20 protein-coding genes and 1 tRNA gene are annotated in these 26986 nt (G+C 30.2%); 14 read left to right on the plus strand and 7 right to left on the minus strand.

What is annotated here, in order from left to right; translation table 11 throughout:
• The first annotated feature begins 4 nt into the window (after positions 1-4).
• From WG950_RS12220 to WG950_RS12250, 7 genes are all read left to right on the plus strand, one after another.
• Complete coding sequence (locus WG950_RS12220) at positions 5-1195, plus strand: FtsW/RodA/SpoVE family cell cycle protein (protein ID WP_077810006.1); 1191 nt, start codon at positions 5-7, stop codon at positions 1193-1195.
• On the plus strand, positions 1179-2270 hold the full coding sequence (murG, locus tag WG950_RS12225; protein ID WP_340932713.1) for an undecaprenyldiphospho-muramoylpentapeptide beta-N-acetylglucosaminyltransferase: 1092 nt from the start codon (positions 1179-1181) through the stop codon (positions 2268-2270). The genes WG950_RS12220 and murG overlap by 17 nt, the downstream gene beginning before the upstream one ends.
• Complete coding sequence (gene murC / locus WG950_RS12230; RefSeq protein WP_340932714.1) at positions 2270-3622, plus strand: UDP-N-acetylmuramate--L-alanine ligase; 1353 nt, start codon at positions 2270-2272, stop codon at positions 3620-3622. The genes murG and murC overlap by 1 nt, the downstream gene beginning before the upstream one ends.
• A complete protein-coding gene (locus tag WG950_RS12235; RefSeq protein WP_340932715.1) occupies positions 3612-4337 on the plus strand; it encodes a cell division protein FtsQ in 726 nt (241 codons plus the stop codon). Before murC ends, WG950_RS12235 begins: the two co-directional genes overlap by 11 nt.
• A 6-nt stretch (positions 4338-4343) precedes the next feature.
• The gene (ftsA, locus tag WG950_RS12240; protein ID WP_340932717.1) at positions 4344-5678 is read left to right on the plus strand and encodes a cell division protein FtsA; all 1335 of its coding nucleotides are present in this window, start codon (positions 4344-4346) and stop codon (positions 5676-5678) included.
• A 70-nt stretch (positions 5679-5748) separates the two neighbouring features.
• Positions 5749-7665 (plus strand): cell division protein FtsZ, encoded by a 1917-nt coding sequence (gene ftsZ, locus WG950_RS12245; protein WP_340932718.1) that lies wholly within the window; start codon positions 5749-5751, stop codon positions 7663-7665.
• A gap of 172 nt (positions 7666-7837) precedes the next feature.
• Positions 7838-10444: a DUF6923 family protein gene (locus WG950_RS12250; protein ID WP_340932720.1), complete on the plus strand. Its 2607-nt coding sequence runs from the start codon at positions 7838-7840 to the stop codon at positions 10442-10444.
• 68 nt (positions 10445-10512) lie between these two features.
• Here WG950_RS12250 and WG950_RS12255 read toward each other — a convergent pair whose 3' ends face one another.
• Together WG950_RS12255 and WG950_RS12260 are read right to left on the minus strand one after the other, a co-directional pair.
• Positions 10513-12648, minus strand: a complete 2136-nt coding sequence (locus WG950_RS12255) for a M56 family metallopeptidase (protein WP_340932722.1) — start codon at positions 12646-12648, stop codon at positions 10513-10515.
• Entirely contained in the window at positions 12645-13016 is a 372-nt protein-coding gene (locus WG950_RS12260) for a BlaI/MecI/CopY family transcriptional regulator (protein WP_340932724.1), read from the minus strand. Before WG950_RS12260 ends, WG950_RS12255 begins: the two co-directional genes overlap by 4 nt.
• 126 nt (positions 13017-13142) lie before the next feature.
• On the opposite strand from WG950_RS12260, the gene WG950_RS12265 reads away from it, so the two are divergent.
• Positions 13143-13772: a peptidylprolyl isomerase gene (locus tag WG950_RS12265; RefSeq protein ID WP_340932725.1), complete on the plus strand. Its 630-nt coding sequence runs from the start codon at positions 13143-13145 to the stop codon at positions 13770-13772.
• A gap of 32 nt (positions 13773-13804) precedes the next feature.
• Here WG950_RS12265 and WG950_RS12270 read toward each other — a convergent pair whose 3' ends face one another.
• From WG950_RS12270 to WG950_RS12280, 3 genes are read right to left on the minus strand one after another with little or no spacing between them, the layout of a single operon-like run.
• Positions 13805-15442: a M1 family metallopeptidase gene (locus WG950_RS12270; protein WP_340932726.1), complete on the minus strand. Its 1638-nt coding sequence runs from the start codon at positions 15440-15442 to the stop codon at positions 13805-13807.
• Between the two features lie 3 nt (positions 15443-15445).
• Positions 15446-17773 (minus strand): S9 family peptidase, encoded by a 2328-nt coding sequence (locus tag WG950_RS12275; RefSeq protein WP_340932728.1) that lies wholly within the window; start codon positions 17771-17773, stop codon positions 15446-15448.
• Between the two features lie 16 nt (positions 17774-17789).
• The gene (locus tag WG950_RS12280) at positions 17790-19178 is read right to left on the minus strand and encodes a dipeptidase (protein WP_340932729.1); all 1389 of its coding nucleotides are present in this window, start codon (positions 19176-19178) and stop codon (positions 17790-17792) included.
• A gap of 105 nt (positions 19179-19283) precedes the next feature.
• On the opposite strand from WG950_RS12280, the gene WG950_RS12285 reads away from it, so the two are divergent.
• A tRNA-Leu gene (locus WG950_RS12285) sits at positions 19284-19365 on the plus strand.
• A 51-nt stretch (positions 19366-19416) separates the two neighbouring features.
• Here the strand turns inward: WG950_RS12285 and WG950_RS12290 are convergent.
• On the minus strand, positions 19417-19860 hold the full coding sequence (locus tag WG950_RS12290; protein ID WP_340932730.1) for an acyl-CoA thioesterase: 444 nt from the start codon (positions 19858-19860) through the stop codon (positions 19417-19419).
• 66 nt (positions 19861-19926) lie between these two features.
• Entirely contained in the window at positions 19927-22053 is a 2127-nt protein-coding gene (locus tag WG950_RS12295) for a carboxy terminal-processing peptidase (RefSeq protein ID WP_340932731.1), read from the minus strand.
• A gap of 225 nt (positions 22054-22278) precedes the next feature.
• On the opposite strand from WG950_RS12295, the gene surE reads away from it, so the two are divergent.
• The 5 genes from surE to WG950_RS12320 are packed head-to-tail and all read left to right on the plus strand — an operon-like array spanning position 22279 to position 26984.
• Positions 22279-23049 (plus strand): 5'/3'-nucleotidase SurE, encoded by a 771-nt coding sequence (surE, locus tag WG950_RS12300; RefSeq protein WP_340932732.1) that lies wholly within the window; start codon positions 22279-22281, stop codon positions 23047-23049.
• Positions 23037-23324, plus strand: a complete 288-nt coding sequence (locus WG950_RS12305) for a hypothetical protein (protein WP_079737186.1) — start codon at positions 23037-23039, stop codon at positions 23322-23324. The genes surE and WG950_RS12305 overlap by 13 nt, the downstream gene beginning before the upstream one ends.
• A complete protein-coding gene (gene lpxB, locus WG950_RS12310) occupies positions 23325-24434 on the plus strand; it encodes a lipid-A-disaccharide synthase (protein WP_340932733.1) in 1110 nt (369 codons plus the stop codon).
• Between the two features lie 11 nt (positions 24435-24445).
• Positions 24446-24940, plus strand: a complete 495-nt coding sequence (locus WG950_RS12315; RefSeq protein ID WP_340932734.1) for a C40 family peptidase — start codon at positions 24446-24448, stop codon at positions 24938-24940.
• Between the two features lie 25 nt (positions 24941-24965).
• The gene (locus WG950_RS12320; RefSeq protein WP_340932736.1) at positions 24966-26984 is read left to right on the plus strand and encodes a ComEC/Rec2 family competence protein; all 2019 of its coding nucleotides are present in this window, start codon (positions 24966-24968) and stop codon (positions 26982-26984) included.
• Positions 26985-26986: the final 2 nt, after the last annotated feature.

Below are 26986 nucleotides of genomic sequence, written 5' to 3' on the forward strand. Positions count from 1 at the left end.
AAAAATGAAAGCAGTTTTTCAACATATAAAAGGAGATAAAACCATTTGGGCTATTGTAGCTGTTTTGGCAATATTCTCTTTTATGCCAGTTTATAGTGCCAGTACAAACTTGGTTTATGTTGTTGGTTCTGGTTCTACTCTTGGGTATTTAGTAAAACACATGGTTTTATTAATTATGGGATTTGCTATCATTTACGGAGTACATAAAATACCATACAGATATTTTTCTGGTGGATCTGTTTTAATGCTGCCAATTGTTATAATTCTTTTAATTTTTACACTAGCACAAGGTACTACAATTGGTGGTGCAAATGCTAGTAGATGGATTCGTATACCATTTGTAGGTATTGGTTTTCAAACCTCTACTTTAGCAGGTTTGGTCTTAATGGTTTACGTTGCTAGATATTTAGCTAGAAACAAAGAAAAAGCTATTGTTTTTAAAGAAAGTATATTACAACTTTGGTTGCCTGTAAGTTTAGTGTTGCTGCTTATTTTACCAGCAAACTTTTCTACAACGGCAATTATTTTTACAATGATTCTTATTATCGCTTTTGTTGGCGGATATCCTTTAAAGTATATCGGTTTTATTTTAGGTGCAGGAATTATAGCGTTGTCATTTTTTATTTTAATAGCAAAAGCTTTTCCAGATGCGATGCCAAACAGAGTGCAAACTTGGCAAAGTAGAATAGATAGTTTTTCGAGTTCAGAAGGTAAAGAAGCTTATCAAGTAGAAAAAGCTAAAATTGCAATAGCCACAGGTGGTCCTATTGGCGTTGGACCTGGTAAAAGTGTTCAGAAAAACTTTTTACCACAATCATCATCAGATTTTATATATGCAATAATTGTAGAAGAATATGGTTTAATTGGTGCAATTCTTATCGTTTTTATATATTTTTTACTTCTTTTTAGAGTATTTGTTGTATTAAAAAAAACTACAACAATATTTGGTACATTATTGGTAATTGGAGTAGGTTTGCCAATTATTTTTCAGGCAACCATAAACATGGCGGTCGCAACCAATTTATTTCCGGTTACAGGACAAACTTTACCTTTAATTAGTAGTGGTGGTACATCTATTTGGATGACATGTTTTGCGCTCGGAATGATTTTAAGTGTTAGTGCTTCAAAAGAAGAAACAGAAGAAGATATTTTAGATGATAACCCTTTAGATATTTTGCATGAAACAATCGATTAACATACTTATTTCTGGCGGAGGAACTGGCGGACATATTTATCCGGCAATTGCTATTGCAAACGAATTAAAATTGCGTTATCCAGGTGCTAATTTCTTGTTTGTTGGTGCAAAGGATAAAATGGAAATGGAAAAAGTGCCACAAGCGGGTTATGACATTAAAGGTCTGTGGATTTCTGGCGTACAAAGAAAGTTAACTTCAGGTAATTTGTCGTTTCCGTTTAAGTTGATGAGTAGTTTATGGAATGCATCTAAAATAATAAAGAAATTTAAACCAGATGTAGCTATTGGAACTGGTGGTTTTGCAAGCGGACCAACATTAATTATGGCGGGTAAAAAGGGAATTCCGACATTGATACAAGAACAGAATTCTTATCCGGGAATTACCAATAAATTATTAAGTAAAAAAGCAAAAAAAATATGTGTTGCTTATGATAATTTAGAACGTTTTTTTCCGTTGAATAAAATTGTGAAAACAGGCAACCCTGTAAGGCAAGATTTATTGTCTATTCATACAAAAAGAGAAGAAGGGCAAACGTTTTTTAAGTTAGATAAAAGTAAGAAAACGGTTTTTGTTTTAGGCGGAAGTTTAGGTGCAAGAAAAATTAACGAATTAATTGCAAGTAATTTAGATTTTTTTGAAAAACAAGACGTTCAATTGATTTGGCAATGTGGTAAATTATATTTTGAAGAGTATAAGAAATACAATGCTAAAGAGAATGTTCAAGTGCATCAATTTATAAATAAGATGGATTTTGGTTACGCTGCTGCAGATGTAATTATTTCTAGAGCAGGTGCAAGTTCTGTATCAGAATTATGTATTGTTGGGAAACCGGTAATATTTATTCCGTCTCCAAACGTAGCAGAAGATCATCAGACAAAAAATGCAAAGTCGATTGTAGACAAACAAGCGGCTTTAATGATAAAAGAAAGTAATTTAGATACATTTTCTGTTGTTTTTGAATCTTTAATGAAAGATACTGGTAAACAGGAAACTTTATCTAAAAACATAAAAGGATTGGCATTGCCAAGTGCAACAAAAAATATAGTTGACGAAATAGAAAAATTAATAGGATAGTGGATTTAGGTACAATACATAACGTTTATTTTATTGGCATTGGCGGCATTGGTATGAGCGCTATTGCTCGATATTTTGCGGCGAATAATAAAGTAGTTGCAGGTTATGATAAAACACCATCTTTAATAACTAAATCTTTAGAAGAATTAGGTGTTACAATTCATTTTGAAGATGCTGTAAAAAATATTCCTATTTCATTTTTAGAAAAAGAAAAAACGTTGGTTGTTTATACACCTGCAATTCCTGCAGACCATAAAGAATTCAATTATTTTGTTAATAATAAATTTACAGTTCTTAAGAGAGCAGAAATTTTAGGTAAAATTACAGCAGCAACGTTTTGTTTGGCAGTTGCTGGTACACATGGTAAAACAACTACATCGTCTATTTTAGGGCATATTATGACTTCGGTTAATGCAACTTCGTTTTTAGGCGGAATTGCAGAAAATTATGATTCTAATTTAATTTTAGGTGGTGATACAATAAGCGTTGTAGAAGCAGATGAGTTTGATCGATCATTTTTAAAATTGAGTCCTAATATTGCATGTGTAACCTCTATGGATGCAGATCATTTGGATATTTATGAAAACCCGGAAGCATTAACAGAATCTTTTGTAGCTTTTTCTAATAAAGTTTCTGATAGCTTAATTGTTGCAAAAGGTTTGCCTTTAAAAGGTTTAACATATGCTATTGATGAAAAAGCAGATTATAAAGCTTACAATTTAAGAATCGATAACGGAAAATATGTTTTTGATGTACAAACACCGTCATCAGAAATAAAAGATATTCAATTTTATTTACCTGGAAGACATAATGTAATGAATGCTTTGGCAGCTTTGGCAATGGCAGAAGTTTATGGCGTTTCTTTAGAAGAAATTAAAAAAGGATTATCAACATTTAAAGGTGTACAAAGAAGATTTTCTTATAAAATTAATTCGGATAATTTAGTTTTAATAGACGATTATGCGCATCATCCAACAGAAATTAATGCAGTACATAATTCTGTTAGAGAAATGTATCCAGAAGAAAAAGTACTAGTTGTTTTTCAACCACATTTATTTTCTAGAACAAAAGATTTTGCAGACGATTTTGCAAATGCATTAAATAAGTTTGATGATATTTTATTGTTAGATATTTATCCAGCAAGAGAAACTCCTATTGCGGGCATCACATCCGATTGGTTATTGTCTAAAATCGAAAATAAGCAGAAAAAAAAGACCCAAAAAAATAATTTGGTAAAAGATATTAAAAATTCTGATGCTAAAATTATAGTAATGTTAGGTGCTGGTGATATAGGTATTGTGATTAAAGAAGTAACAAGTGAACTTTTAAAATGGAATGAAAATGAAATTTAAAAGAGTTTTAAAATATCTATTTTTTCTTACTATACTTGCTTTTTTAAGCTTTTTGTATAGTTTTACTTCGGTAAGAAATAGTAATAAAAAAATTAACAAAATTGAAGTGAAATTCGAAGAAGGAACTAATAATTTTTTAACACATTCGATGGTTAATAAATTGTTAATACAAAATGATGCAACAGTTAAAAACCAAGCAAAATCTGTAATAGATTTATACAGATTAGAAAAGAACGTATCTAAAAATCCATATATTGAAAAAGCAGCAGTTTTTTTAACAATAGGAGGTGTGTTAAAATCTACCATAAAACAACGTACACCAGTAGCAAGAATTGTTTCTAAAAATGGTTCTTATTATATTGACAAACAAGGGGTGAAAGTACCACTCTCTAAGAATTATTCTGCAAGAGTTATGTTGGTTTCTGGCGTAGAAAATAAAGAAGATATTAACGTGGTTTTACCATTAATATCTTATATTTTAGAAGACAATTTTTTGCAAAAAGAAATTGTAGGAATAGAGAAATCTGACGATGGTTTGTATCAATTTGCCGTAAGAAGCGGCAATTATAAAATTGATTTTGGCAAATTAATCGATGTAAAGTTAAAATTTAACAAGTTAAAAGCGTTTTATAACACAACATATAAAGATAAAACGATTCAAGAATATAAAACAATTACTTTAAAATATCACAACCAAGTTGTGTGCACAAAATAAATCAAAATGGAAAATAATAAAATAGCTGTTGGTTTAGATATTGGTACCACCAAAATTGTTGCCATGATTGGTCGTAAAAACGAATACGATAAAATTGAAGTTGTTGGTATTGGAAAAGCAAAAAGTTTAGGTGTAAAACGTGGTGTTGTAAGTAATATTACACAAACAATACAGTCTATACAACAAGCCGTAGATGAGGCAGAAAGTGTTTCTGGTGTTAAGATAGATGAGGTTGTAGTTGGTATTGCAGGGCAACATATTAGAAGTTTACATCATTCAGATTATATTACAAGAAATCATTCAGATGAAGTTATAGACGATTCTGATATTGAAGATTTAGTAAACCAAGTACATAAATTGGTTATGTTGCCAGGAGAAGAGATAATTCATGTTTTACCACAAGAATTTAAAGTTGATTCTCAGGCAGATATAAAAGAGCCAATAGGAATGTATGGCGGACGATTAGAAGCCAATTTCCATGTAGTTGTAGGCCAAGTTTCTTCCATAAGAAATATTGGTAGATGTGTTAAAAGTTCTGGTTTAGATTTAAGCGATATTACATTAGAACCATTAGCTTCTGCATCTGCAGTTTTAAGTTTAGAAGAAAAAGAAGCTGGTGTTGCTTTAATTGACATAGGTGGTGGTACAACTGATTTAGCCATTTTTAAAGACGGAATTATTAGACATACTGCTGTAATTCCTTTTGGTGGAAATGTAATTACAGATGATATAAAAGAAGGTTGTTCTATAATCGAAAAGCAGGCAGAATTACTTAAAATTAAGTTTGGTTCTGCGTGGCCAGGGGAAAATAAAGAAACAGAAATTGTTTCGATACCAGGTTTAAGAGGTAGAGAACCAAAAGAAATTACTTTAAAGAATTTATCTAAAATTATACATGCTAGAGTTCAAGAAATTATAGAGCATGTGTATTTAGAAATTAAAAACTACGGTCACGAAACTGCTAAAGGTAAATTAATTGCAGGTATTGTGTTAACAGGAGGAGGAGCTCAATTAAAACATTTACGTCAGTTAGTAGAATATATAACTGGTATGGATGCTAGAATAGGTTTTCCTAACGAGCATTTAGCTGGTGATTCAGATGATGCTTTGTCAAGTCCATCTTACGCAACAGCAGTTGGTTTATTAATGGAAGGATTAGATAAAGATTCTAAAGAAGAAGAAATAATAGAAGAGGCAATTGAAGAAATTCTGAATCCGGTAGAAGAAAAAGTTGAAGAAACACAGCCAGTGCAAGAAGAGAAACCAAAGCCGAAAAAGAAAAGATCATTTTTTGAAAAGTTCACAGAAAGTCTAAAAGATTTTTTAGACAATGCAGAATAGAACTAAAAAGAAAGTGAACTAGAAGAAAATAAAAAATAAATAAGAAAAATTAAACAATAGATACGTTATTATGAGCGCAGAATTTGATAACATTTTATTCGACATGCCAAAAACACAATCTAACACCATTAAAGTAATTGGTGTTGGTGGTGGAGGAAGCAATGCAGTAAACCACATGTACACGCAGCAAATTAGAGGTGTAGACTTTGTAATTTGTAATACAGATGCACAAGCATTAGAAAACAGTCCTGTTCCTAATAAAATTCAATTAGGAGCTAATTTAACATCTGGTTTAGGTGCCGGTGCAAATCCAGAAATAGGAGCACAAGCAGCTAAAGAAAGTATGCAAGAAATACAGCAAATGTTAAATACCCAAACAAAAATGGTATTTATTACTGCTGGTATGGGTGGTGGTACAGGTACAGGAGCAGCACCTATTATTGCGAAAATTGCAAAAGATATGGATGTACTTACTGTAGGTATTGTGACTATGCCATTTGCTTTTGAAGGTAGAAGACGTGCAAAACAAGCACAATTAGGAATCGATCAGTTGCGCCAAAATGTAGATTCTTTAATTGTTATCAATAATAATAAATTACGTGAGGTTTACGGTAATTTAGGTTTTAAAGCAGGTTTTTCTAAGGCAGACGAAGTATTATCGACTGCATCTAGAGGTATTGCAGAAGTAATTACACATCACTATAAGCAAAACATCGATTTACATGATGCTAAAACTGTGTTATCTAACAGTGGTACAGCTATTATGGGTTCAGCAAAAGAAGAAGGGCAAGATCGTGCTAAAACCGCTATTGTAAAAGCTTTAGATTCGCCTTTGTTAAACGACAATAAGATTACAGGAGCTAAAAACGTATTGTTATTAATTGTTTCTGGTACAAACGAAGTTACTTTAGATGAAATAGGAGAAATAAACGACTATATTCAAGATGAAGCAGGTTACGATGCCAATATTATTATGGGTATTGGTGAAGATGAAGAATTGGGTGATGCTATCGCTGTAACTATTGTTGCTACAGGTTTTGCTGCAGATCAACAAAGTACAATTACAAATACAGAAGTTAAGAAAATTGTACATACTCTAGAAGATGAGCAAAAAGCTACTTATAATTTTGGTGAAAATACAATTTCTAAAACACCAACTTTAAATCAGCCAAAAGCAAGTGTTACAGAACAGAAAATTGTACATACTTTAGAGGAAGATGTAGTTGAAGAGCCAGTTAAGGTTGCACCAAAAATGGATTTAGTTCAAACTACAGAAAGTATTGCAAATATTGCTGTTTCTTATGAAGAAGTTGCTTTAGAAACGGTTTCTGAAGATGATTTTATAATAACAGATGCTACGCCAGTTGTAGAAGAAGAAATAAATGAGCAGCCAGAGCAAATACAAGCAGATTTATTATTCGATTTACCATTAAACTCTTACACAGAAGTTAAAGCAGACGAAGAAATAAAGTTTAACTTAAATGAAGAGAAATCTGTAAATGTAAACGAAATTGAAGTTTACGGTGCAGAAGAAATTGTTTTTGAAAAGAAAGTTGAAGAAACAAGATATGTTTTAGAAGATTTTGATGCGCAACCAACAATTGGTAAAAGCTCTCATATTATAGCAAAAGAAAAATCGGTTCAAGAAGAAGAGGTTCATTTTGAGTTAAAAACGGCAACGCCTCAATCAGATGTTAATGCAATTGAAACTACGAGTGAAGAAGTTACACCTTTAGATTTAACGATTGCAGAGTTACAAAAAAGAGCAGAAGAAAGACGTCAAAAAATGAAAGGTTTCAACTATAAATTTAACGATCAGTTAAGTAAAAATATAGATGAAATAGAACGTCAGCCAGCATACAAAAGACAAGGTTTAGATTTAAATGTAAATGCACCAATTAGTCAATCTAAAACCGCGATAAAAAAAGACGACAATAATCTAGATTTTAAGTCTAACAATTCATTTTTACATGACAATGTAGATTAATTAGTACAATTTAATTTATCAATATTTAGAACCACACCTTTAAAAGTGTGGTTTTTTTATTTTACAATTAAACTGCTTTATTTTTACAATTCATCTATAGATTTTTGTTTTTTATCTATTAATTTTGCTTTAAGTGCTTAATTACCTGATATTTGTATAAAAATATAGCAAAATGAGAACAAAACTACTCCCAACTTACGCAATTTTAATACTTTTATTGATCAATATTTTACCAAAAGAGGTATTGGCACAAAATGAGCCATTTAATTGCGATTATAATGCATACTTATTTCAGCGAAATGATATTTACGCCTTAGATTTAGCATCTGGTAGCTCTTATCTAGTAAAAGAAGATGTTACTCCAGGAAATATAAACGCTGTGGGTTACAATCCTGCCGACGGATATATTTGGGGTTATTTAAGTTCTCCTTCAAAATCAATTGTTAAAATTGGTAAAAATTTTAATGTAGAAACTTTTACTATTGATGAATTAACAACAGCGGGTAAATATATAGGTGATGTTAGTGCTTCTGGAATTTATTACCTTAAAGGAGGCGGAACAGAATATTATACAATAGATTTAAACCCAGAATCTGAAAATTATACAAAATACATCAGTAAAGGAACACTTAGTAAGAATATATCTGTGCACGATTGGGCATTTAATGCAGTTGACGGGCAATTATATACAGTAGAAAAAAATACGAATCATTTATATAGAATTAATCCAGAAACTAATGTTGTTACAGATTTAGGTTTGGTGCCAATTCTTGCGGGTTTAAAATATACTTACGGAGCAGTTTATTTTGATTTGTCTGGTCGTTTTTATGTGTCAGCAAATCAAACAGGAACAGTTTATGTTATTCAAAATGTGCAAGATTTACAAATAGGAAGCGTATTAGATTCTAATTTATTTGCTTACGGACCTTCTAGTAGTTCTAATGACGGAGCAAGATGTCCTACAGCTCCAGTTCCACAAGAAGATTGTTCTAATGGTTTAGATGATGATGGAGATGGTTTGGTAGATTGTGATGATCCGGCATGTTCTGGTGTTGCAGCTTGTCCTGTATTAGTTCCAAAATTATCAAGTGGTAATGAGGGTGGTTTAGAGAGTAACGATCGTCTTTCTCAAAAAGTTAATCAAAGAAATTATTTAAGAAGTAAAAACAATTATAAGTTCGATAAACTAAAAGCCAAAAAGGTACAAAAGTCTAAAAACTATAAAAAAACAGCTTCAAAAAGTGAATCTTTTCAATTGTCAGATTTAGTGCCAATGGATGTTATTGAAGGTGCACAAGCAATTGAATCTTCACCATCAGACTTAATCGACATAACAAATGCTACAGAATTAATCTCTGTAGACTATGTTAAAAACAATGAAACAGTAGCTGTAGTTTTAGCAACAAAAACAGAAAATGGTGTTTATGAGCATACAAAATTTATTTGCGATAGATTATTAGGCGCAGAAATTTTATCTGTATCAACTATAGAAATTAAAGAGCAACCTTTTATAAAGTCTATCATTAAAAATAGAGACGGAACAAAAGAATTTGTTTTAAGTTTCTCTGGAAAATTGAAAAACAATGATGCTAATTTTGGTATAGAAAGTCATTGGAATATAGATAAATATGAAGCGGGGGCAACGTTTTATAACTTTCAAATCTGGACTAATACAATTGATGATTTATTTACTTTAGGTGAAGAAACTTTAGAGCTTTTCGATATTCAGAAACCAATATCAGACTTCAACAACTCGACACCTCCACCAGTTTTTGTGAAAAAAGGTGTGTATAAAAACGGAGCTTTAGAATTAGAATTAATTAATGTAAGCAGAAGTAAAACGATTGTAATAGATGCAGGGTTTAAAAGAACAGAAACTTCTGAAACAGAATATTTTAACGAAACTATAGAATTAGAGGCGGGTTACATAACAAACCTAAAAATAGAAACGGGTAATATTTTTGATATAGGTTTTAGAATTGAAAACGATAGTAATAGAACTCCAGATGATGTATTCATGTCAGACGGTGTTTGGGGTAAAGATGATTCTCCTGAAGGAACCACAGTAACAAATTTTGAAATTACTCAGAACGAAAGCTTGTATGCAGGAACTGGCTATAAAGTTGAAAGAGATATTGCTTTAAAAGCGACTACAAATTCATATGTTTCTGCGTACAGAAGTTTTACGCCAACATTTAAAACAGTAGATTTATCAGAATATAACGCATTAGAGTTTTCTGCAACAGGAAATAGCGATGTAGAAATTACCATCGTTAAAGAAGGAATAGATCAATGGGAAAATCAGTTTAAGAAAACCGTAAAATTAACTGAAGAAAAGAACGATTTTGTAATTTCTTTAGATCACTTTAAGTCTTTAACGGTTAATAATTTCGATTTGTCTGATGTTGTTTCTATTGTATTTACAATGTCTTCTGATGGCGTTACAACTGTTGAAAAAGAATTGGCAATAAAAGATTTAGTTTTTACACAGAAAACTTTAAGTGTAGATAATAACGTAGTTGAAGAAGGAGAAACAGTATTATATCCTAATCCTATGAAGTTAAGTACAGAGTTAAGTTTTTACTCTGAAGTTGAAGCAAGATCTAAACTAGAAGTTTATAATATAACTGGTGCCTTGTTAAAAAGAACCTATTTTGATACAAAGTTTGGTAACAATAAAATCTCGTTAGAAAAAGAGAAGCTAAGTGCAGGTTTATATTTTGTTAAGCTTTCTAATAACAACAAAACTTATAAGACAAAGAAACTTATAATTGAATAATATTGATTTTTAATTTTTGAATTTAAAAACCGCATGTAAGTTATCTTAAATGCGGTTTTTTTTATTGATTAATTATTTTTTTTTCTTGGAGGCGGCGGTGGCGGAATGTCATTTCCTGTTCTCTTTTTCCAATCTTGATATGCTTTTTTAGCTTTTAAGATTTCTTCTTTACTTGCATTAGGTTTTGGTGGCGCAGGTGGAAGTAATAATTTATCTTCTTCAGTTAATTCGCTTTTTTTCTTATACCAAACTTTATTTCCTTTTCTTAATCTTACATAAGGTTTAATAGGGTTTTCTGGATATGGAACCTTATTTTTATCAGCTCTAGACATTCTAAAATACATTCCACCTAAATCAGACCATTCTCTTTTAATTACTTTCTGCTCAGTTTCAGTTTTAAAAACATAATGTTTTCCCTCTTTTTTAAGCTTTTCAAATATTTTATGTTTTTTATTATATTCTTTTACAATATCTAAATTCACTAATTTTCCGTCTTTATAATATCTAGCTACTCTTTCTTTTTTATCAAAAGTGTAATAGTATTTTTGTCCATCGATAGTTATAAACCAATTTTTATTGAATTTTGGATCTGTAGCTTTTTTAATTAATGAAGGAACATTTTCTTCTTTGTTATAAGTGATTTTTAAAGTATTTACATCTTTTAATTTTAGATGGATATCTTTAATTGTGCCAATATTAGTTTCTTTTTCTGCTTTAATAGTTGTGGTTAAAAAAGGTATTTCTTTTGAAATACTTTGTTTAGAATTAGGATTGTTTTTAATAATCGGAGAATCTATAAAAACGTTTTTATTTTTTTTATCCTCTACTATTTCAATAATTTCTTTTTTGTAATTTTTTTTATAACCCTCAAATTCTTTAACTCTTTTTGCATTTTTAGCTTCAAAATATTTCGTAGTTTCTAAATGCGCTTGATTTTCTTGAGGAAAACGTTTGCTACGAGCATTTTTATATACAAAACTGTTTGAGTATCTAGCAAAGTCTGTGTGCTTATAATTATTAAGTGTTTCATTTTTAACCACTTTTCCATCTAGCCAAACAGCAAATTTGCTATTGTCTTTTAAAGCTTCAAATTGTGCTTTAGTAGGTGTAACTTTTTCTAATTTTAATGGTGGAGGTGGTGGAAGTACAAACCTTTTCTTTTCTTCATTTGTCAATTCAGTATATAACTTAGAAACTTTTTTTCCTTCCTTATTTGTATAAGTTATATATACATTTTTGTTTATAAAGTTTTTATAGACTTCATTTTCTGTTATAATACTTTTTTTAGGTTGTTCTTCAAATACTTCAATAACCTCGATAATTTCTTGTTTTTCTTGTGCTTCAACTCTTTCTGCAAATAGAAAAACAAAACCTGCTACTAGCGGAATTACCACCAGCTTTTTAATCCATATTTTGGATTGTGAACTTTGTGTTGTCATCATTTTTAATCTTTTTTTAGTAAGTGAATAATTCAAATTACTGGCCAAGTAATATTCGTTGTTCCAAGCAGCTTTATTCAATAATAAATGCTGATATTGAAATGTATTTTTATGTTGATGTATAACTTTTTCGTCTGCTAAAAATTCATGATTTAATTGTACCGCTTTTTTAAGAAATATAAATAGCGGATTTATCCAAAATAGAATTTGTAAAAACTCAATTAAAAGTACATCAATGGTATGTTTTTGTGTAACGTGTGTTAATTCGTGTGTAAAAAGTTCTTCTTCGATATTGCCATTTTCATATTCTTTTTTATTGATAAAGATGGCTTTCCAGAAAGTGTGTGGTAAAATTTGATCATCAACCAAAACTAAGGTTGCTTTTTTATACTTTATTTGTTCATTTAGTCTAATTTTCTGAATTATTTTGAATAAATTTCTTCCAAAACGAATTAATAATAAAGAGGATATTAATAAGTAAAAGCTAACAAAGTATTTGGTATAATCTATTACTTCTTCAACCTCTTTTGTTTCTAAAGTATCAGCACTAAATTCTGGTTGTTTTATTTTTATTAGTGTATTTGCTATGGCATCTGTAGGTACATAAGTGGTAATTGTTGCAAACGGAATTACTAAAGAAATTATAACGCCAATTAATAAATAGTACCTATTAAAATTGTGCATTTTTTCTTTTTCTAAAATAAAATGATAGAAACATAGCAGTAATGCTAAACAACTTGCAGACTTTATAAGATAGCTTATCATTTTTGTTGTTTTTTAATTTGACTATCAATTACTTTTTTCAAATCTTCTAATTCTTCTGTAGATAAATTGGTTTCTTTGGTAAAAAAGGAAGCAAATTGGCTCGCAGAATCGTTAAAGAAATTTTTTATCAAGCCGTTTACATGGTTAGAAAAATAATCTGTTTTTTTAATTATCGGGTAATATTCTCTTGATTTACCAAACAGTTTATAATCTATAAAACCCTTATCTGATATTCTTTTTAATAAAGTAGCAACGGTTGTAGTAGCTGGTTTTGGATCAGGGAAATCTTCTAATAAATCTTTTAAAAATGCCTTTTTACGTTTCCATAAATATTGCATTAATTGTTCTTCGGTTTTAGATAACTGCATACTCTTATTATTTTTTACTCTACAAACATAGAATAAAAAAATGAATTCTACAAATGTAGAGTTAAAATGGAGTGGTGCTTTTTGTTATATTTGTTGAATTACTTAGAGATATTCAAAGAAAAATAAATGAAAAATAAAATTATAGTATTACTTGGTATTGTGCTTTTTACATCTTGTGCTACAAAAAAGTTTAAAGAAAGATGGTTAAAAAAAGAAGCTCCAGAAATGTTTAAAGCAAGGTTTGAAACAACCCAAGGTAATTTTGATATAGAGGCAAAAAGAGCTTGGTCTCCGGCAGGTGTAGACAGGTTATATCAACTAATTAAATACGAATATTATAAAGATGTTGCTATTTTTAGAGTTGTACCAAATTTTGTTGCTCAGTTTGGTATTCACAACGATTCTATAATCAATAAAAGTTGGTCAAATAAAGGTTTTGTTGATGAACCTGTGATTATGAAAAATGATTCTATGACAATTGCTTTTGCAAGAAGCGGAGTTGAAACAAGAACGAATCAAATTTTTATTAATTTAAAGAAGAATGCTAGATTGGATACAATAGAATATTCTGGCGTTAAAGGTTTTCCGGTAATTGCTAAAGTAATAGCGGGTAAAGAAAACGTTTTAAAGTTTTATGATGGTTACGGTGATAAATTAGGAAGACAACAAGGAAAGATAAATAAACTTGGTAATGCCTTTCTAAAGGAGAAATATCCGAAGGTAGATTATATTTTAAAAGCCTATTTTATAAAATAAAAAAAGCCGCATATTGCGGCTTTTTCTCAATCTTAATTTTTAACAGAAATATAAAAATTTGAATCAATTTTAAAATCAGTTTCTTTATCTTTTAAAATGATTTCTTGTTTTTCTGTAGAAGGATAAATCCACTTTTCTTTATCATTTAAATAAATTTTTAAGGGCATATTAAAATTATCTACAACATTAATCCAACTATAAGTTAGGGTGTTATTTTTAATTTTATAAGTCAGCGTCGGTATTTTTTTATTTCTTAAATATTGATCAAAAAAAGCTTCTAAATTGATTCCTACTTCTTTACTTAAAAAATTTTCAATCTGCTTTGTAGTTACAGTTTGATGATAAAATACTTTATTCATTTTTCGTAAAATACTGCGCCATTTTTCATCATTATTAACTAATTGCCTTAAAGTATGTAACATATTGCCACCTTTATTATACATGTCTCCAGAACCTTCTTTATTAACATTGTATTTACCAATTATTGGTGCTTTATTACTGATAGAATTTCTTAAACCAATTACATATTCTGATGCTGCTTTTTTACCGTAATAATAATCTATAAATAAACTTTCAGAGTAATTTGTAAAGCTTTCGTGTATCCACATATCTGCAATGTCTTTATTGGTAATGTTGTTTGCAAACCATTCGTGACCAGCTTCATGAATTATAATAAAATCAAACTTTAAACCCCAACCTGTACCAGATAAATCTCTACCAAGGTAACCTTGTTTGTATTGATTGCCATATGTAACAGAACTTTGATGTTCCATACCCAAATAGGGTACTTCTACCAATTTAAAACCATCTTCGTAAAAAGGATACGGACCAAACCAATGTTCAAAGGCTTTCATCATTTTTGGGGCATCTTTAAAATGCTTTTTAGCTTTTTCTAAATTGTATTTTAAAACATAATAGTCCATGTCAAGATCTCCTTTTTCACCATCAAAGACTTCAGAAAAATGTGTGTAATCTCCAATATTTACATTAACACCATAATTATTTATAGGATTGTCTACGTACCAATTATAAGTAGTGTATTCGCCATGTTTTTTTACGCTCTCTAACCTTCCGTTAGAAACATCCATTAAATTACTTGGTACTGTAACGCTAATTCGCATGTTTTCTACTTCATCATACATATGGTCTTTACAAGGCCACCATACACTTGCGCCTAAACCTTGGCAAGAAGTTGCTACAAAATGATTTCCATTTTTATCTTTTCTCCACGAAAATCCACCATCCCAAGGTGCTCTAATTGCTTCTTTAGGATTTCCTGTATAATGTACAATAATACTATCCGTTTTGCCAATAATTTGCTTTTTTAAAAGCTTTACAAAGTGGGCATTTCCATCATGTATAACTTCTAATTCTTTTTCATCTTGGGTAACCTTTGTAATCTTTAAAGGAGCCTGTAAATCTATTTGCATTGTATTATGAACACTTAAAACTTTATATTTTATGGTGTTTTTACCAGAAATAAATTTTTTGTCTGGATTTACTTTTACATCTAAATGGTAATACGTTAAATCCCACCAAATTCTCTCTGGTGTAATACTTCCTCTTAAAGTATCTTGCCTTGTAAAATTGTTTTTTTCGGTCATTAAACCTTGAGCTTTACAAGATAAAAAGCTCAAAGAAAGAAAAAGAATTAAAAGTAATTTTTTCATAAATTATTTAATTTTAAAACCTTTTGCTGGTTTGGCATCTAATAAATGAGTTACAAAATAATCCCATCGTTTTCTTGTCATGTAGTTTGTCATGTTGCCATAACCATGTCTTTTATTCGGGTATAAAATCATATCGAAATCTTTGTTTGCATTTATTAAAGCTTCTACAACTAACATTGTGTTAGATGGTGGTACATTATTATCCATAGAACCATGGGTAATTAGTAATTTACCTTTTAAGTCTTTTGCAATTAATTGATTTGCCTGATTATCGTAATTTGTTGTTCCGTCTGCTTTACCTTCAATATTCCCTTTTTGTAAAAGACCTTGCCATTTTTCGCCCCAATCTGCCTCGTAATTTCTGTTATCATGATTTCCAGCTCCAGAAACTGCAACGTCATAAAATTCTGGGTAAGCAAAAACTGCTCTTGTAGAGGCAAAACCACCACCAGAATGTCCCCAAATTCCAACTCTTTCAGTATCCATTCCTTTATATTTTTTTGCCAATTGTTTTATTGCAGTAATATTATCTGGTAAACCATTGTCGCCCATGTTACCATAATATGCATCATGAAAAGATTTAGAACGCATTGGTGTACCCATTGCATCTACAGCTACAACAACAAAACCTAGTTCTGCAACTGCCTGAAAATCTCTCCAGACAGGTCTAAAACCGTAATTACCAACAGAACCAGATTGCGGGCCAGGATAAATGTAGTTTAATACCGGATATTTCTTAGATTCGTCGTAATGGCTAGGTAAACACATTATACCGTAAATATCTGTGTTCTCGTCTCTAGCTTTTACAGAAAATTCTACAGGTGCCTGCCAGTTTCTTTCTTTTAATTTAGAAATATCAGCAGTTTCTAAATCCATTATTTTTTCTCCGGAATTATCTCTCAAAACAGAAATAGGAGCAGAGGTTGTTGTAGAATAAGTGTCTACAAATAAACTATAATTGTTATTAAAGCTTACATTATGAGTTCCTTTAGAAGGAGTAAGGTTCACCATATTAGATCCGTCAAAATTAATCTTGTAGTAGTAGTTATGATAAGGATTGCCTTCTTCTTTACCTCCTGCAGAAAAGTAAATAACTCTATTTTTTTCGTCGATATTTTTAACTTGTTTCACCAACCAGTTTCCTGTTGTAATTTGATTTTTTAGCTTTTTAGTTTTTAAATCATATAAGTAAATATGGCCCCAATTTGTTTTTTCTGAATACCAAATAAACTCATTTGAATCAAATAAAACTTTCCAGTTTTCTGCGTTTACACCAGATTCGTAATAAGTATCTACTTCTTCTTTATGTATAGAAGTTACTTTACCTGTATTTGCATCTGCAATTTGTAAATGTGCAATTTTGTGATCTCTAGAACTAGAAACAAAAGCAAATTTTGTACCTTCTTTGTTCCATTGGGCATCTAACAATTCGTTATTTCTACCGGCAATATGGTCTGTAGTTGTTCCTCTTTGAAAATCTTTACCCATTTTTAGGCGAACCGTTTTGGGTTTGTTATTTAAATGGATGATTACACGTTCTATCGTAAAGATTTTTTCGTCGCCAGGTAACGGATGTTTCCATGCTTCTAATCTTGGGTGCCCAACATTTGTAGACGTTAAATACATCATACCAACGCCTCTTGCGTCTTGCTGAAAAGTTGCAATTTTATCTGAGTTAGGAGACCATTTTAAAACAGCGCCATCACTTTTAATCCAACCTGCGTTGTTTGTGGCGTAACCATAATCTTTTTCACCATCAAAAGTAACTTGCGTTTTTTTATTGGTTTCTAAATCTCTAATCCAAAGGTTATAATTGTCTATGTAAGCAACTAATTTCCCGTTTGGAGATACATGCTCATTTCTGCTATATTTTTTGGTGTTTCCTGGTTTTTCAGTCAAAGATTTTTCATTTATATTATAGCTAAATTTTTTATTAGAAGTCGAGAAATTTATATTTTCTAAATCTTCTGAAATAGTTACATTATAAATTGGTAAAGCAGTTGCTTTAACTTCTTTATCTAATTCTTCTGATAATAAAGAAGCTAGGTTTTCATGATCGAAAGCAGTTGCTTTCGTTTTAGAAGTTGCATCTGTTAAAACATATCGTTTACCATCTTCAGTATTTGTTGAGTAAATTAACTTATTACCATTTGCAAAAGAAACGTTAGAAACTTGGTTGTACACAAGACGGTACAAACTTCTGTCCATATGTTTTGCTGCAGCTTCGTACTCTGCAATAGTAAATTGTTTTTGTTCTTCAGTTTTAGAACAATTAAATAGTAATGCAGTAAAAATACTACAAACTAAAAATTTGGTTAAGGTAGATTTCATATTGAGTTTAATTATGTTAGTTAGATAATTCTGTAAAATATTTATAGAAATAAGGTATTGTTTCGATTCCTTTTAAATAATTCCAAACACCAAAATGTTCATCTGGAGAATGTATTGCATCTGAGTTTAAACCGAAGCCCATTAAAATAGTTTTGCTTTTTAGTTCTTGCTCAAATAAAGCTACAATTGGTATACTACCACCACTTCTTTGCGGTATTGGAGTTTTATTAAATGTAGCTTCGTAAGCTTTACTTGCTGCTTTATAAGCAATATTATCAATTGGTGTAACATAACCTTGCCCACCATGATGAGGTTTTACAACTACTTTTACAGATTTAGGAGCAATACTTTCGAAATGAGTTTTAAATAACTCGGTAATTTCTCTCCAATCTTGATTTGGGACCAAACGCATCGAGATCTTTGCATATGCTTTACTAGCAATTACCGTTTTTGCACCTTCACCGGTGTAACCACCCCAAATTCCGTTTACATCTAAAGTTGGTCTAATAGAATTTCTTTCGTTTGTAGAATATCCGTTTTCTCCATACACATCATTTATATCTAAAGCTTTTTTATAATTCTCTAAAGAAAACGGAGCTTTAGCCATTTCTGCTCTTTCTGCTTCTGATAAATCTTCTACTTTATCATAAAATCCAGGAACTGTAATATGATTGTTTTCATCATGTAAAGAAGCAATCATTTTGGTTAAAATATTAATAGGATTTGCTACTGCGCCACCATATAAACCAGAATGTAAATCTCTATTTGGACCTGTAACTTCTACTTCTACATAACTTAAACCACGTAAACCTGTTGTGATTGAAGGAATATCGTTTGCAATCATTCCGGTATCAGAAATTAAAATAACATCGTTTGCTAATTTTTCTTTGTTTCTAGGTACAAACCAAGCTAAACTTTCCGAACCAACTTCTTCTTCTCCTTCAATCATAAACTTAACGTTACAAGGCAAGTTTCCTGTTGATGTCATATACTCTAATGCTTTAACATGCATATACATTTGGCCTTTATCATCACAAGCACCTCTTGCAAAAATGGCTCCTTCTGGATGAATTTCTGTGTTTTTTATCACGGGTTCAAAAGGAGGTGAGGTCCATAATTCGATAGGATCTGCTGGCTGAACATCATAATGTCCATAAACTAAAACAGTTGGTAAATTTTTGTCTATAATTTTTTCACCATAAATAATAGGATATCCTGGTGTTTCACAAAGTTCTACTTTGTCGCATCCTGCTTTTTTTAAGCTTTCTAAAACAAAATCGGCAGTGTTTAAAACGTCTTTTTTATAGGCGGTGTCTGCACTTATCGAAGGAATTTTTAGTAAACTAATTAATTCGTCTAAAAATCTTTTTTTGTTGTCTTGTATGTATGTTTGAATTGTATTCATGAAGTTTTTTTTAATTTCTTACTCAAAAATAGAAAAATTATTATGAACAAGTTTGTAGTTTGGAACTATTGTTTATATTTGCATCCCGAAATAAGGGGAAAAGTTGCAGGCGTGGTGGAATTGGTAGACACGCTAGACTTAGGATCTAGTGCCGCGAGGTGTGAGAGTTCGAGTCTCTCCGCCTGTACAAACAAAAAAAGCTGAAGTAATTTACTTCAGCTTTTTTTTGTTTTAAGAATTATCTAGTTAAAGAAATTACTTCAAAATCTTCTGCTCTTTCTGCGTGCTCGAACATTTCTTTTGTTTCTTCTGGCGGAGTTCTAAGTTTTCTCTTTGTTAAATCTATCCAAGCGCCGTATACTTTTATAATCGCAGATAATTTACCTTGCTCATTAAAAACTTCGTGTACTATTTTCCAACGTTCGTTGTTTTCAGACAAACCTTGTAATTTAAGGTTTACTGTAATGTTTTCTCCTAAATGAATTTCTTTTCTAAAAGAGGTTTCTTCTGTAAATAATATCGGACCTAAATTATGCTTTGTAAACTCTTCAATAGAAAAATTGTATTTCGCAAAATAGCGTACTCTAACTTCTGCAGCATAATCGTTATATGCTGTATGTCTCATGTGTCTATTTGGGTCAAAGTCAGACCACTTTGTGTTAAAAGTTACTTTAAAGCTCATATGTTTATAATATAAAAATACCTGATAAACTTAATTTATCAGGTATTTAAGGTTAATTATTGATGTTTAGTTTTTTACAATTTCTGAAGAAGTTTTAACTTTTAAATCTTTTAAAACATTTAAAGCCTCAGAAACATATATATCTTTTGATAAGTTTTTATGCCATGCTTTTCTTTTATTAGCTAAAACACTATCTTTTTTAATTAAAGGTAATTCGTATTTAGGTGATGTAAAGCTAAGATTAGATTCGTATTTAAAAACGTTTGCATATTTTTTAGAAGCATTTTCTACTACTTTACTTTCTCTAGAAAATTGCTTTAAATTTAAAGAATAGGTTGTGTCGTCTTGCTTTTCTTTTAGCCACTTTGCATAATCGTTTATCAATTTAAAATTAGCATCAGAAGCAATTCTATTTTTACTATTATTTACAACGTCTGCAAAGTTTTCGTAAGTATTTGTTTTTGTATACTTTGCTTGTGGTACTTTATCCCAAACAAGTGCGCCGTCTAAATCTCTTTCACCAAATTTCATGTAACTATATCTATCTGGCATTGCAATATCAGAATAAACACCTTCTATTTGAGTAGAACCACCGTTAACTCTATAAAATTTCTGAATTGTCATTTTAATAGCTCCTAAGTCTTTTTCGTACTTCGGATAAAAATTATTGATAGGAATTACACTTTGTACGGTTCCTTTACCATAGGTTTGGTTTCCGCCAATAATTACAGCTCTACCATAATCTTGCATTGCTGCTGCAAAAATTTCTGATGCAGAAGCAGAAAGTTCGTTTACCAAAACAACCACAGAACCATCCCACTGCATTTTAGGATCAACATCATTTTTAACGATTGGGTCTTGTCCTCTATATTTTACTTGTACAACAGGTCCTTGTTCTATAAACAAACCAGCAATTTCTATCGCTGTTTTTAAAGATCCACCACCATTATTTCTTAAATCAATTAACAAACCAGAAACATTTTCGCCTTTTAAACGCTCAATTTCTTTTTCCATGTCTTTTGCAGAGTTTCTTGCATTTGCATCAGAAAAATCAATATAAAATCTAGGTAAATCTATTAAACCATATTTTTTTCCATCTTTTTCTACAATTGTAGATTTTACAAATGTTTCCTCTAATTCTACAACATCTCTAATAATCGAAATTACTTTCGTAGAACCATCGAGTTTCTTTTTTACCGTTAACCTTACTTCTGTTCCTTTTGGACCTTTTATAAATTTGATCGCATCGTCTAATCGCATACCAACAATATCTACCGGTTCTTTATCACCTTGTGCAACTTCTAAAATGATGTCGCCCGCTTCTAAGTCTCCTTGTTTCCAAGCAGGTCCACCTGATACTAATTCAAAAATTTCAGTATAAATTCCTTTTTTTAGTAATCTAGCACCAATTCCTTCTAATTTACCAGACATATCTTGGTCAAAACGCTCTTTAATTCTTGGCGCCATGTATGTTGTATGCGGATCGAATGCACCCACAACACTATTTAAAAAAGTAGAAAACCAGTCTTCGTGTTCTAATTCTTCAATTCTTAAATAAAGTTCATCCATGTTTTTAGAAACTTCTGCTCTTGCTTCTTTTTCTAAAGTTTTAAAAGATTTTTTCTTAAAATTCTTATCTTTCTTTATTTGAGATTCTTGCTTATCTAATTTGTCTTGTATTCTACTTAAAACGTTTAGTTTTAATTGTTTTCTCCAATAATCAATTAATTCGTTTTCATTTTTAGCAAAAGGCACGTTATCATAATCGATATCTATAATTTCGTCTTTTTTAAAGTTGAAAGGACTTTCTAGTAATTCTGCGTAATAAGACTCAGCATTTTTAATCTTATCTAAAAAATTACTGTAAACAAGGTTGTAAAAAGAAACATCGTCTTTTAACAATTGATTGTCAATTTCATATTTATATTTCGAGAATTTTTTAATGTCTTTTTGAGTAAAGTATCTTTTATTTGGGTCTAAACCATCAATAAAACTATTAAATACTTGCTCAGAAAAATTGTCATTCATGTCTTTTACAACAAAATGACCTCTTGTTAAAATGTTTTTTAAAACATATACTAAGATTTTATCTTTTTCTGGGTCTGGTTCACTAAACTTAGTATTTGCTTGTAAGCTACTAAATAGCATTAAAAATGCTAGAAACGATATTTTAATTCTAAATGCTTTCTTCATAAACCTTCTGTCGTGTGATGTTTTGTATAATTACTGTTGTGCTGCTACTAAACTACTAAAATAATGCCAAATATTTAAAGTTACTAACGCTAATGTTAATTTTTACTTTTAGCACTAAAATTTATTAGTTACAAATTTAACCAAATGTAAACGCTTAGATTCTTTACAAATTGTTAAAAAGAAACTCCTATAAATAAATTACATTTGTATTTAAATTTTACAATTATGCAAGAAAAGCCTTTAATTTTAGTTACAAATGATGACGGAATTACTGCTCCTGGTATTAGAGCATTGATAAAAATAATGAATAAAATTGGTGATGTAGTTGTGGTTGCGCCAGATAGCCCGCAAAGCGGAATGGGACATGCAATTACTGTTGATAATGTTTTAACTTGTAACCCAATTACTATAGATGAAGGACCACAATTAGAATATACTTGTTCTGGTACGCCTGCAGATTGTGTAAAAATGGCAATTAGCGAAATTTTAAATAGAAAACCAGATTTGTGTGTTTCTGGGATAAATCATGGCGCAAACTCTTCTATAAATGTAATTTACTCTGGTACAATGAGTGCAGCGATAGAAGCAGGAATAGAAGGTGTGCCGGCAATAGGTTTTTCTTTGTTGGATTTTAAATGGCATGCAGATTTTAAACCATCAGAAGAATTTGTAAAAAATATTACTTTAAATGCACTTTTAAACGGAATACCAGAAGGTGTGGTTTTAAATGTAAATATTCCTGATTTAAAAAAGGATGAAATAAAAGGAGTAAAAGTTTGTAGACAGGCTAGTGGTTATTGGAAAGAAGATTTCGACAAGCGTAAAAGTCCTTTTGGTAAAGAATACTATTGGCTTTCTGGGCAATTTGTTAATAAAGATAAAGGGCAAGACACAGATGTTTATGCGTTAGAAAATGGATATGTTTCTGTAGTTCCTGTTCAATTTGATATGACAGCGCATCATATGATTCAAAAACTAAATTCTTGGGAACTGTAAAAAAAGATATTTTAATAGGATTTTTAGTGGCACTATTTGCCACTTTTGGTGGTGTTTTTTTGTATTTAGAATACTTTTCTAAATTTAGTTTTGATGATACCTTAAAAATGATTGAAGAAGGAAAGTTGTATGGTAAAGTTTTGTCTTTAGCCGCAATACCTAATTTATTTGTCTTCTTTGTTTTTATAAAAAAGAAACAAGATCATAAGGCAAAAGGTGTTTTATTAGCAACAATTCTTATCGCGTTAACAACATTATTATTAAAGTTTTTCTAAATGAAATATTATATAATTGCTGGTGAAGCTTCTGGAGATTTACACGGTTCTAACCTAATGAAAGAACTGTTGAAAAAAGATACTGCTGCAGATATTCGTTTTTGGGGAGGCGATTTAATGAAAAATGTTGGCGGAACTCTAGTAAGTCATTATAAAGAAAGAGCTTTTATGGGTTTTTTTGAAGTTCTAAAAAACCTTTCTAAAGTTTTAGGATTTATAAAAGATTGCAAAAAAGATATTGAAAAATTTAATCCGGATGTAATTGTTTTTATTGACAATTCTGGTTTTAATTTGCGTGTTGCTAAATGGGCAAAAGAAAAAGGTTTTAAAACTAATTATTATATTTCTCCGCAAGTTTGGGCAAGTAGAGCAAGTAGAGTTAAAGATATCAAAAGAGATGTAGATCAATTATTTGTTATACTTCCGTTCGAAAAAGAATTTTACAAAAAATACGATTACGATGTTACGTTTGTTGGGCATCCTTTAATAGATGCAATTGCAAATAGAGAGCGGGTTTCTGAAAGTGATTTTCGTAAAGAACACAATTTATCTGATAAAAAAATTATTGCTTTATTACCTGGTAGTAGAAAACAAGAAATTACAAAAATGCTTTCTGTAATGTTGTCTTTGGTGTCAGATTTTTCTGAATATCAATTTGTAATTGCAGGTGCGCCAAGTCAAGATTTTTCGTTTTACCAGCAAATAATACAAGATAGAGAAGTAGCGTTTATCAATAACAAAACCTACGATTTGTTAAGTAATTCTTATGCAGCATTGGTTGCATCTGGTACAGCAACTTTAGAAACAGCGTTATTTAAAGTTCCGCAAGTTGTTTGTTATAAAGGTGGTTATATTTCTTACCAAATAGCAAAAAGAATAATTACTTTAAAATTTATTTCTTTGGTAAATTTAATTATGGATAAAGAAGTGGTAACAGAATTAATTCAAGAAAACTTTAATAAGAAGAATTTAAAAAAGGAACTAAATCTTATTTTACAAGAAGCGTCTAGAGAGCAAATGTTTTTAAATTATTTTGAATTAGAAAAAAAACTCGGTGGCCAAGGAGCATCTAAAAACGTAGCTACGGCAATTGTAAATTCATTAAAATAAAAAATTTGAAGATGAGAAATTGGTATGTTGTTGTATTACTGTTATTATCTTTTGTAATTACGTCTTGTTCGTCAACTAAAAATGTAAGTAATTCAGCAAAGAAATCAGTAAATAAGCCAATTTCTAAAGTAGATAGAGTTGTTGCCAATGCTTTAAAATACAAAGGGGTTAAATATCGATTTGGCGGAACAACTGCCAAAGGTATGGATTGCTCTGGTATTGTTTATGTTTCTTACTTAGACGAAAATGTACAATTGCCTAGAATTTCTAGAGATATGGCAAAAAGAGGAAGAAAAATTGCCTTAAAAAATGCCAGAAAAGGAGATTTGCTATTTTTTAAAACTTCAAAAAAAGGAAGAGGTATCAATCATGTTGGACTTATTGTAGCTGTTTCTTATGGTAAAATTAAATTTATTCATGCTACTACATCTAGAGGTGTAATTGTTTCTGATTTATCTCAAAAATATTGGAAAAACGCCTATGTTAAAACAAACAGAATCTTATAGTTTTTTTTAGTAACTTGACGTTGCTATGAAAAGGTTAATTAAATACGTGCCTTTACACTTTTTGGTGTTTTTAATTTTAGGAATCTGTTTGCAGTTTTATTATGAAATTTGGCAATATGGTTTTCTAAAATTATCTGTTGTATTTAGTGTTTTTCTTGTTTTAAACATTCTTAATATTAAAAAGCAGTTAACTACAATAACTTCTTTTTTAATCTATTTCTTTATAGGTGTTTCTGTAACGTTTCTCAACGATTCTCGAAATTATAAAAATCATTACGGTAATTTTAATAAAGAGGAAGCGCAAGTTCTTTTAAAAATTACAAAGGTTTTAAAACCAGGAAACTATTATCAAAAATATATTGCTGAAATTATAGGTTTAAATCAGCATAAAACTAGAGGAGAGGTTTTATTAAATGTTCAAAAAGATACTATAGATCTTAGGTTTTCTATTGATGATCAGTTGTATGTAAAACCTATTTTTAAAGAGTTAATTCCGCCTTTAAATCCGTATCAATTTAATTATAAATCGTATTTAGCAAAACAAGGAATTTATCATCAAATATTTATAGAAAAAGAACAATACCAAATATCAAATTTAGTAGAAACTTCGGTGGCTGGTTTTGCAGAAAAAATTCGGAATAATATTATTACGTCTTTAGAAAAAAGAAGTTTTAGTAATGATGAGTTGGCTGTAATTAAGGCGCTTTTATTAGGTCAAAGACAAGATATTTCTAAAGGTTTGTTAACAGATTATCAAAATGCAGGCGCAATACATATTTTAGCAGTTTCTGGTTTACATGTTGGTATTTTACTATTAATTCTAACTTTTATATTAAGACCAATAGACAGGTTTAAAAACGGTAAATATATCAAAGCAATAGGTATTATTGTTTTCTTATGGATGTTTGCATTTATAGCAGGTTTATCTGCTTCTGTGGTTAGGGCGGTTACTATGTTTTCTTTTGTAGCAATTGGGCAGTCATTTCAAAAGAAAACACTAATAGAATTCTCTTTAATTACCTCAATGTTATTCTTATTGCTTGTAAAGCCAATGTTTTTATTTGATGTTGGTTTTCAGTTGAGCTATCTAGCTGTATTCGGAATAATTTGGGTTCAACCAAAACTAGATTCTTTATATGTTCCAAAATATTATTTAGATAAAAAAATATGGCAATTGCTAACCGTTTCAATTGCAGCCCAAGTAGGTATTTTGCCCTTAAGTATATATTACTTTCAACAATTTCCGGGTTTGTTTATGCTTTCCAATATAGTAATCATTCCTTTTTTAGGGATTATTCTCGTTGCAGGAATCGTTGTAATAATATTATCCGTTTTAAATATTTTACCACAGTTTTTAGCTGATTTTTACGGAATAATAATTTCTTTAATGAATAGTTTTGTTCGCTTTATTTCTCGTCAAGAGCAGTTCTTATGGCAAGAAATTGCTATTTCATTTAAAATAATGTTAATCTTGTATTTTATCATTTTTTCGGCTGTTTTCTTTTTATTGAAGAAGAATTCAAAACGCTTGGTAATCTTTTTAGTATCAATAGTATTGTGTCAAAGTATTTATTTTTTAGAGCACAATAAAGCAAAAGAACAAAACGCTTTTATGGTTTTTCATAAGAGTAGATTTTCTGTTGTTGGAAATAAAATTGGAAAACAACTAAATATTCAGCATAATATAGATTCTGTTTCTGTAGATGATATTAAAGCTGTTAAACCTTTTATGCTTTCAGCAAAAATAGAGAAGATTAATAAAGTTGATTTTAAAAACTATGTAAATTTTAAAGGAAAAGATATTTTAATAATTGATAGTTTAGGAGTATATCAATTAGAGAAAATAATTAACCCTATTGTGATTTTACAAGATTCGCCAAAAATAAATTTGGAAAGAATGTTGAGTATTCTAAAACCAAGTTTGGTTATAGCTGATGGCTCAAATTACAAAAAAGACGTGTTGTTTTGGGAAAAAGTATCTTTAAAATTAAACGTTCCGTTTCATTATACAGGTCAAAAAGGCGCTTTTATTTTAACTGATTAAAA

Source organism: Polaribacter marinaquae, from assembly GCF_038019025.1.
In the GTDB taxonomy this organism is placed as follows: domain Bacteria; phylum Bacteroidota; class Bacteroidia; order Flavobacteriales; family Flavobacteriaceae; genus Polaribacter; species Polaribacter marinaquae.

What these genes read in the sequence shown, in the direction of transcription:
- WG950_RS12320 (WP_340932736.1), top strand. Translation starts at nt 24,966, where the DNA reads ATGAAAAGGTTAATTAAATACGTGCCTTTACACTTTTTGGTGTTTTTA.
- WG950_RS12295 (WP_340932731.1), bottom strand. Translation starts at nt 22,053, where the DNA reads ATGAAGAAAGCATTTAGAATTAAAATATCGTTTCTAGCATTTTTAATG.
- WG950_RS12280 (WP_340932729.1), bottom strand. Translation starts at nt 19,178, where the DNA reads ATGAATACAATTCAAACATACATACAAGACAACAAAAAAAGATTTTTA.
- ftsZ (WP_340932718.1), top strand. Translation starts at nt 5,749, where the DNA reads ATGAGCGCAGAATTTGATAACATTTTATTCGACATGCCAAAAACACAA.
- WG950_RS12270 (WP_340932726.1), bottom strand. Translation starts at nt 15,442, where the DNA reads ATGAAAAAATTACTTTTAATTCTTTTTCTTTCTTTGAGCTTTTTATCT.
- WG950_RS12255 (WP_340932722.1), bottom strand. Translation starts at nt 12,648, where the DNA reads ATGATAAGCTATCTTATAAAGTCTGCAAGTTGTTTAGCATTACTGCTA.
- murG (WP_340932713.1), top strand. Translation starts at nt 1,179, where the DNA reads ATGAAACAATCGATTAACATACTTATTTCTGGCGGAGGAACTGGCGGA.
- WG950_RS12265 (WP_340932725.1), top strand. Translation starts at nt 13,143, where the DNA reads ATGAAAAATAAAATTATAGTATTACTTGGTATTGTGCTTTTTACATCT.
- WG950_RS12290 (WP_340932730.1), bottom strand. Translation starts at nt 19,860, where the DNA reads ATGAGCTTTAAAGTAACTTTTAACACAAAGTGGTCTGACTTTGACCCA.
- WG950_RS12250 (WP_340932720.1), top strand. Translation starts at nt 7,838, where the DNA reads ATGAGAACAAAACTACTCCCAACTTACGCAATTTTAATACTTTTATTG.
- ftsA (WP_340932717.1), top strand. Translation starts at nt 4,344, where the DNA reads ATGGAAAATAATAAAATAGCTGTTGGTTTAGATATTGGTACCACCAAA.
- WG950_RS12260 (WP_340932724.1), bottom strand. Translation starts at nt 13,016, where the DNA reads ATGCAGTTATCTAAAACCGAAGAACAATTAATGCAATATTTATGGAAA.
- lpxB (WP_340932733.1), top strand. Translation starts at nt 23,325, where the DNA reads ATGAAATATTATATAATTGCTGGTGAAGCTTCTGGAGATTTACACGGT.
- WG950_RS12235 (WP_340932715.1), top strand. Translation starts at nt 3,612, where the DNA reads ATGAAATTTAAAAGAGTTTTAAAATATCTATTTTTTCTTACTATACTT.
- surE (WP_340932732.1), top strand. Translation starts at nt 22,279, where the DNA reads ATGCAAGAAAAGCCTTTAATTTTAGTTACAAATGATGACGGAATTACT.
- WG950_RS12315 (WP_340932734.1), top strand. Translation starts at nt 24,446, where the DNA reads ATGAGAAATTGGTATGTTGTTGTATTACTGTTATTATCTTTTGTAATT.
- WG950_RS12275 (WP_340932728.1), bottom strand. Translation starts at nt 17,773, where the DNA reads ATGAAATCTACCTTAACCAAATTTTTAGTTTGTAGTATTTTTACTGCA.
- WG950_RS12220 (WP_077810006.1), top strand. Translation starts at nt 5, where the DNA reads ATGAAAGCAGTTTTTCAACATATAAAAGGAGATAAAACCATTTGGGCT.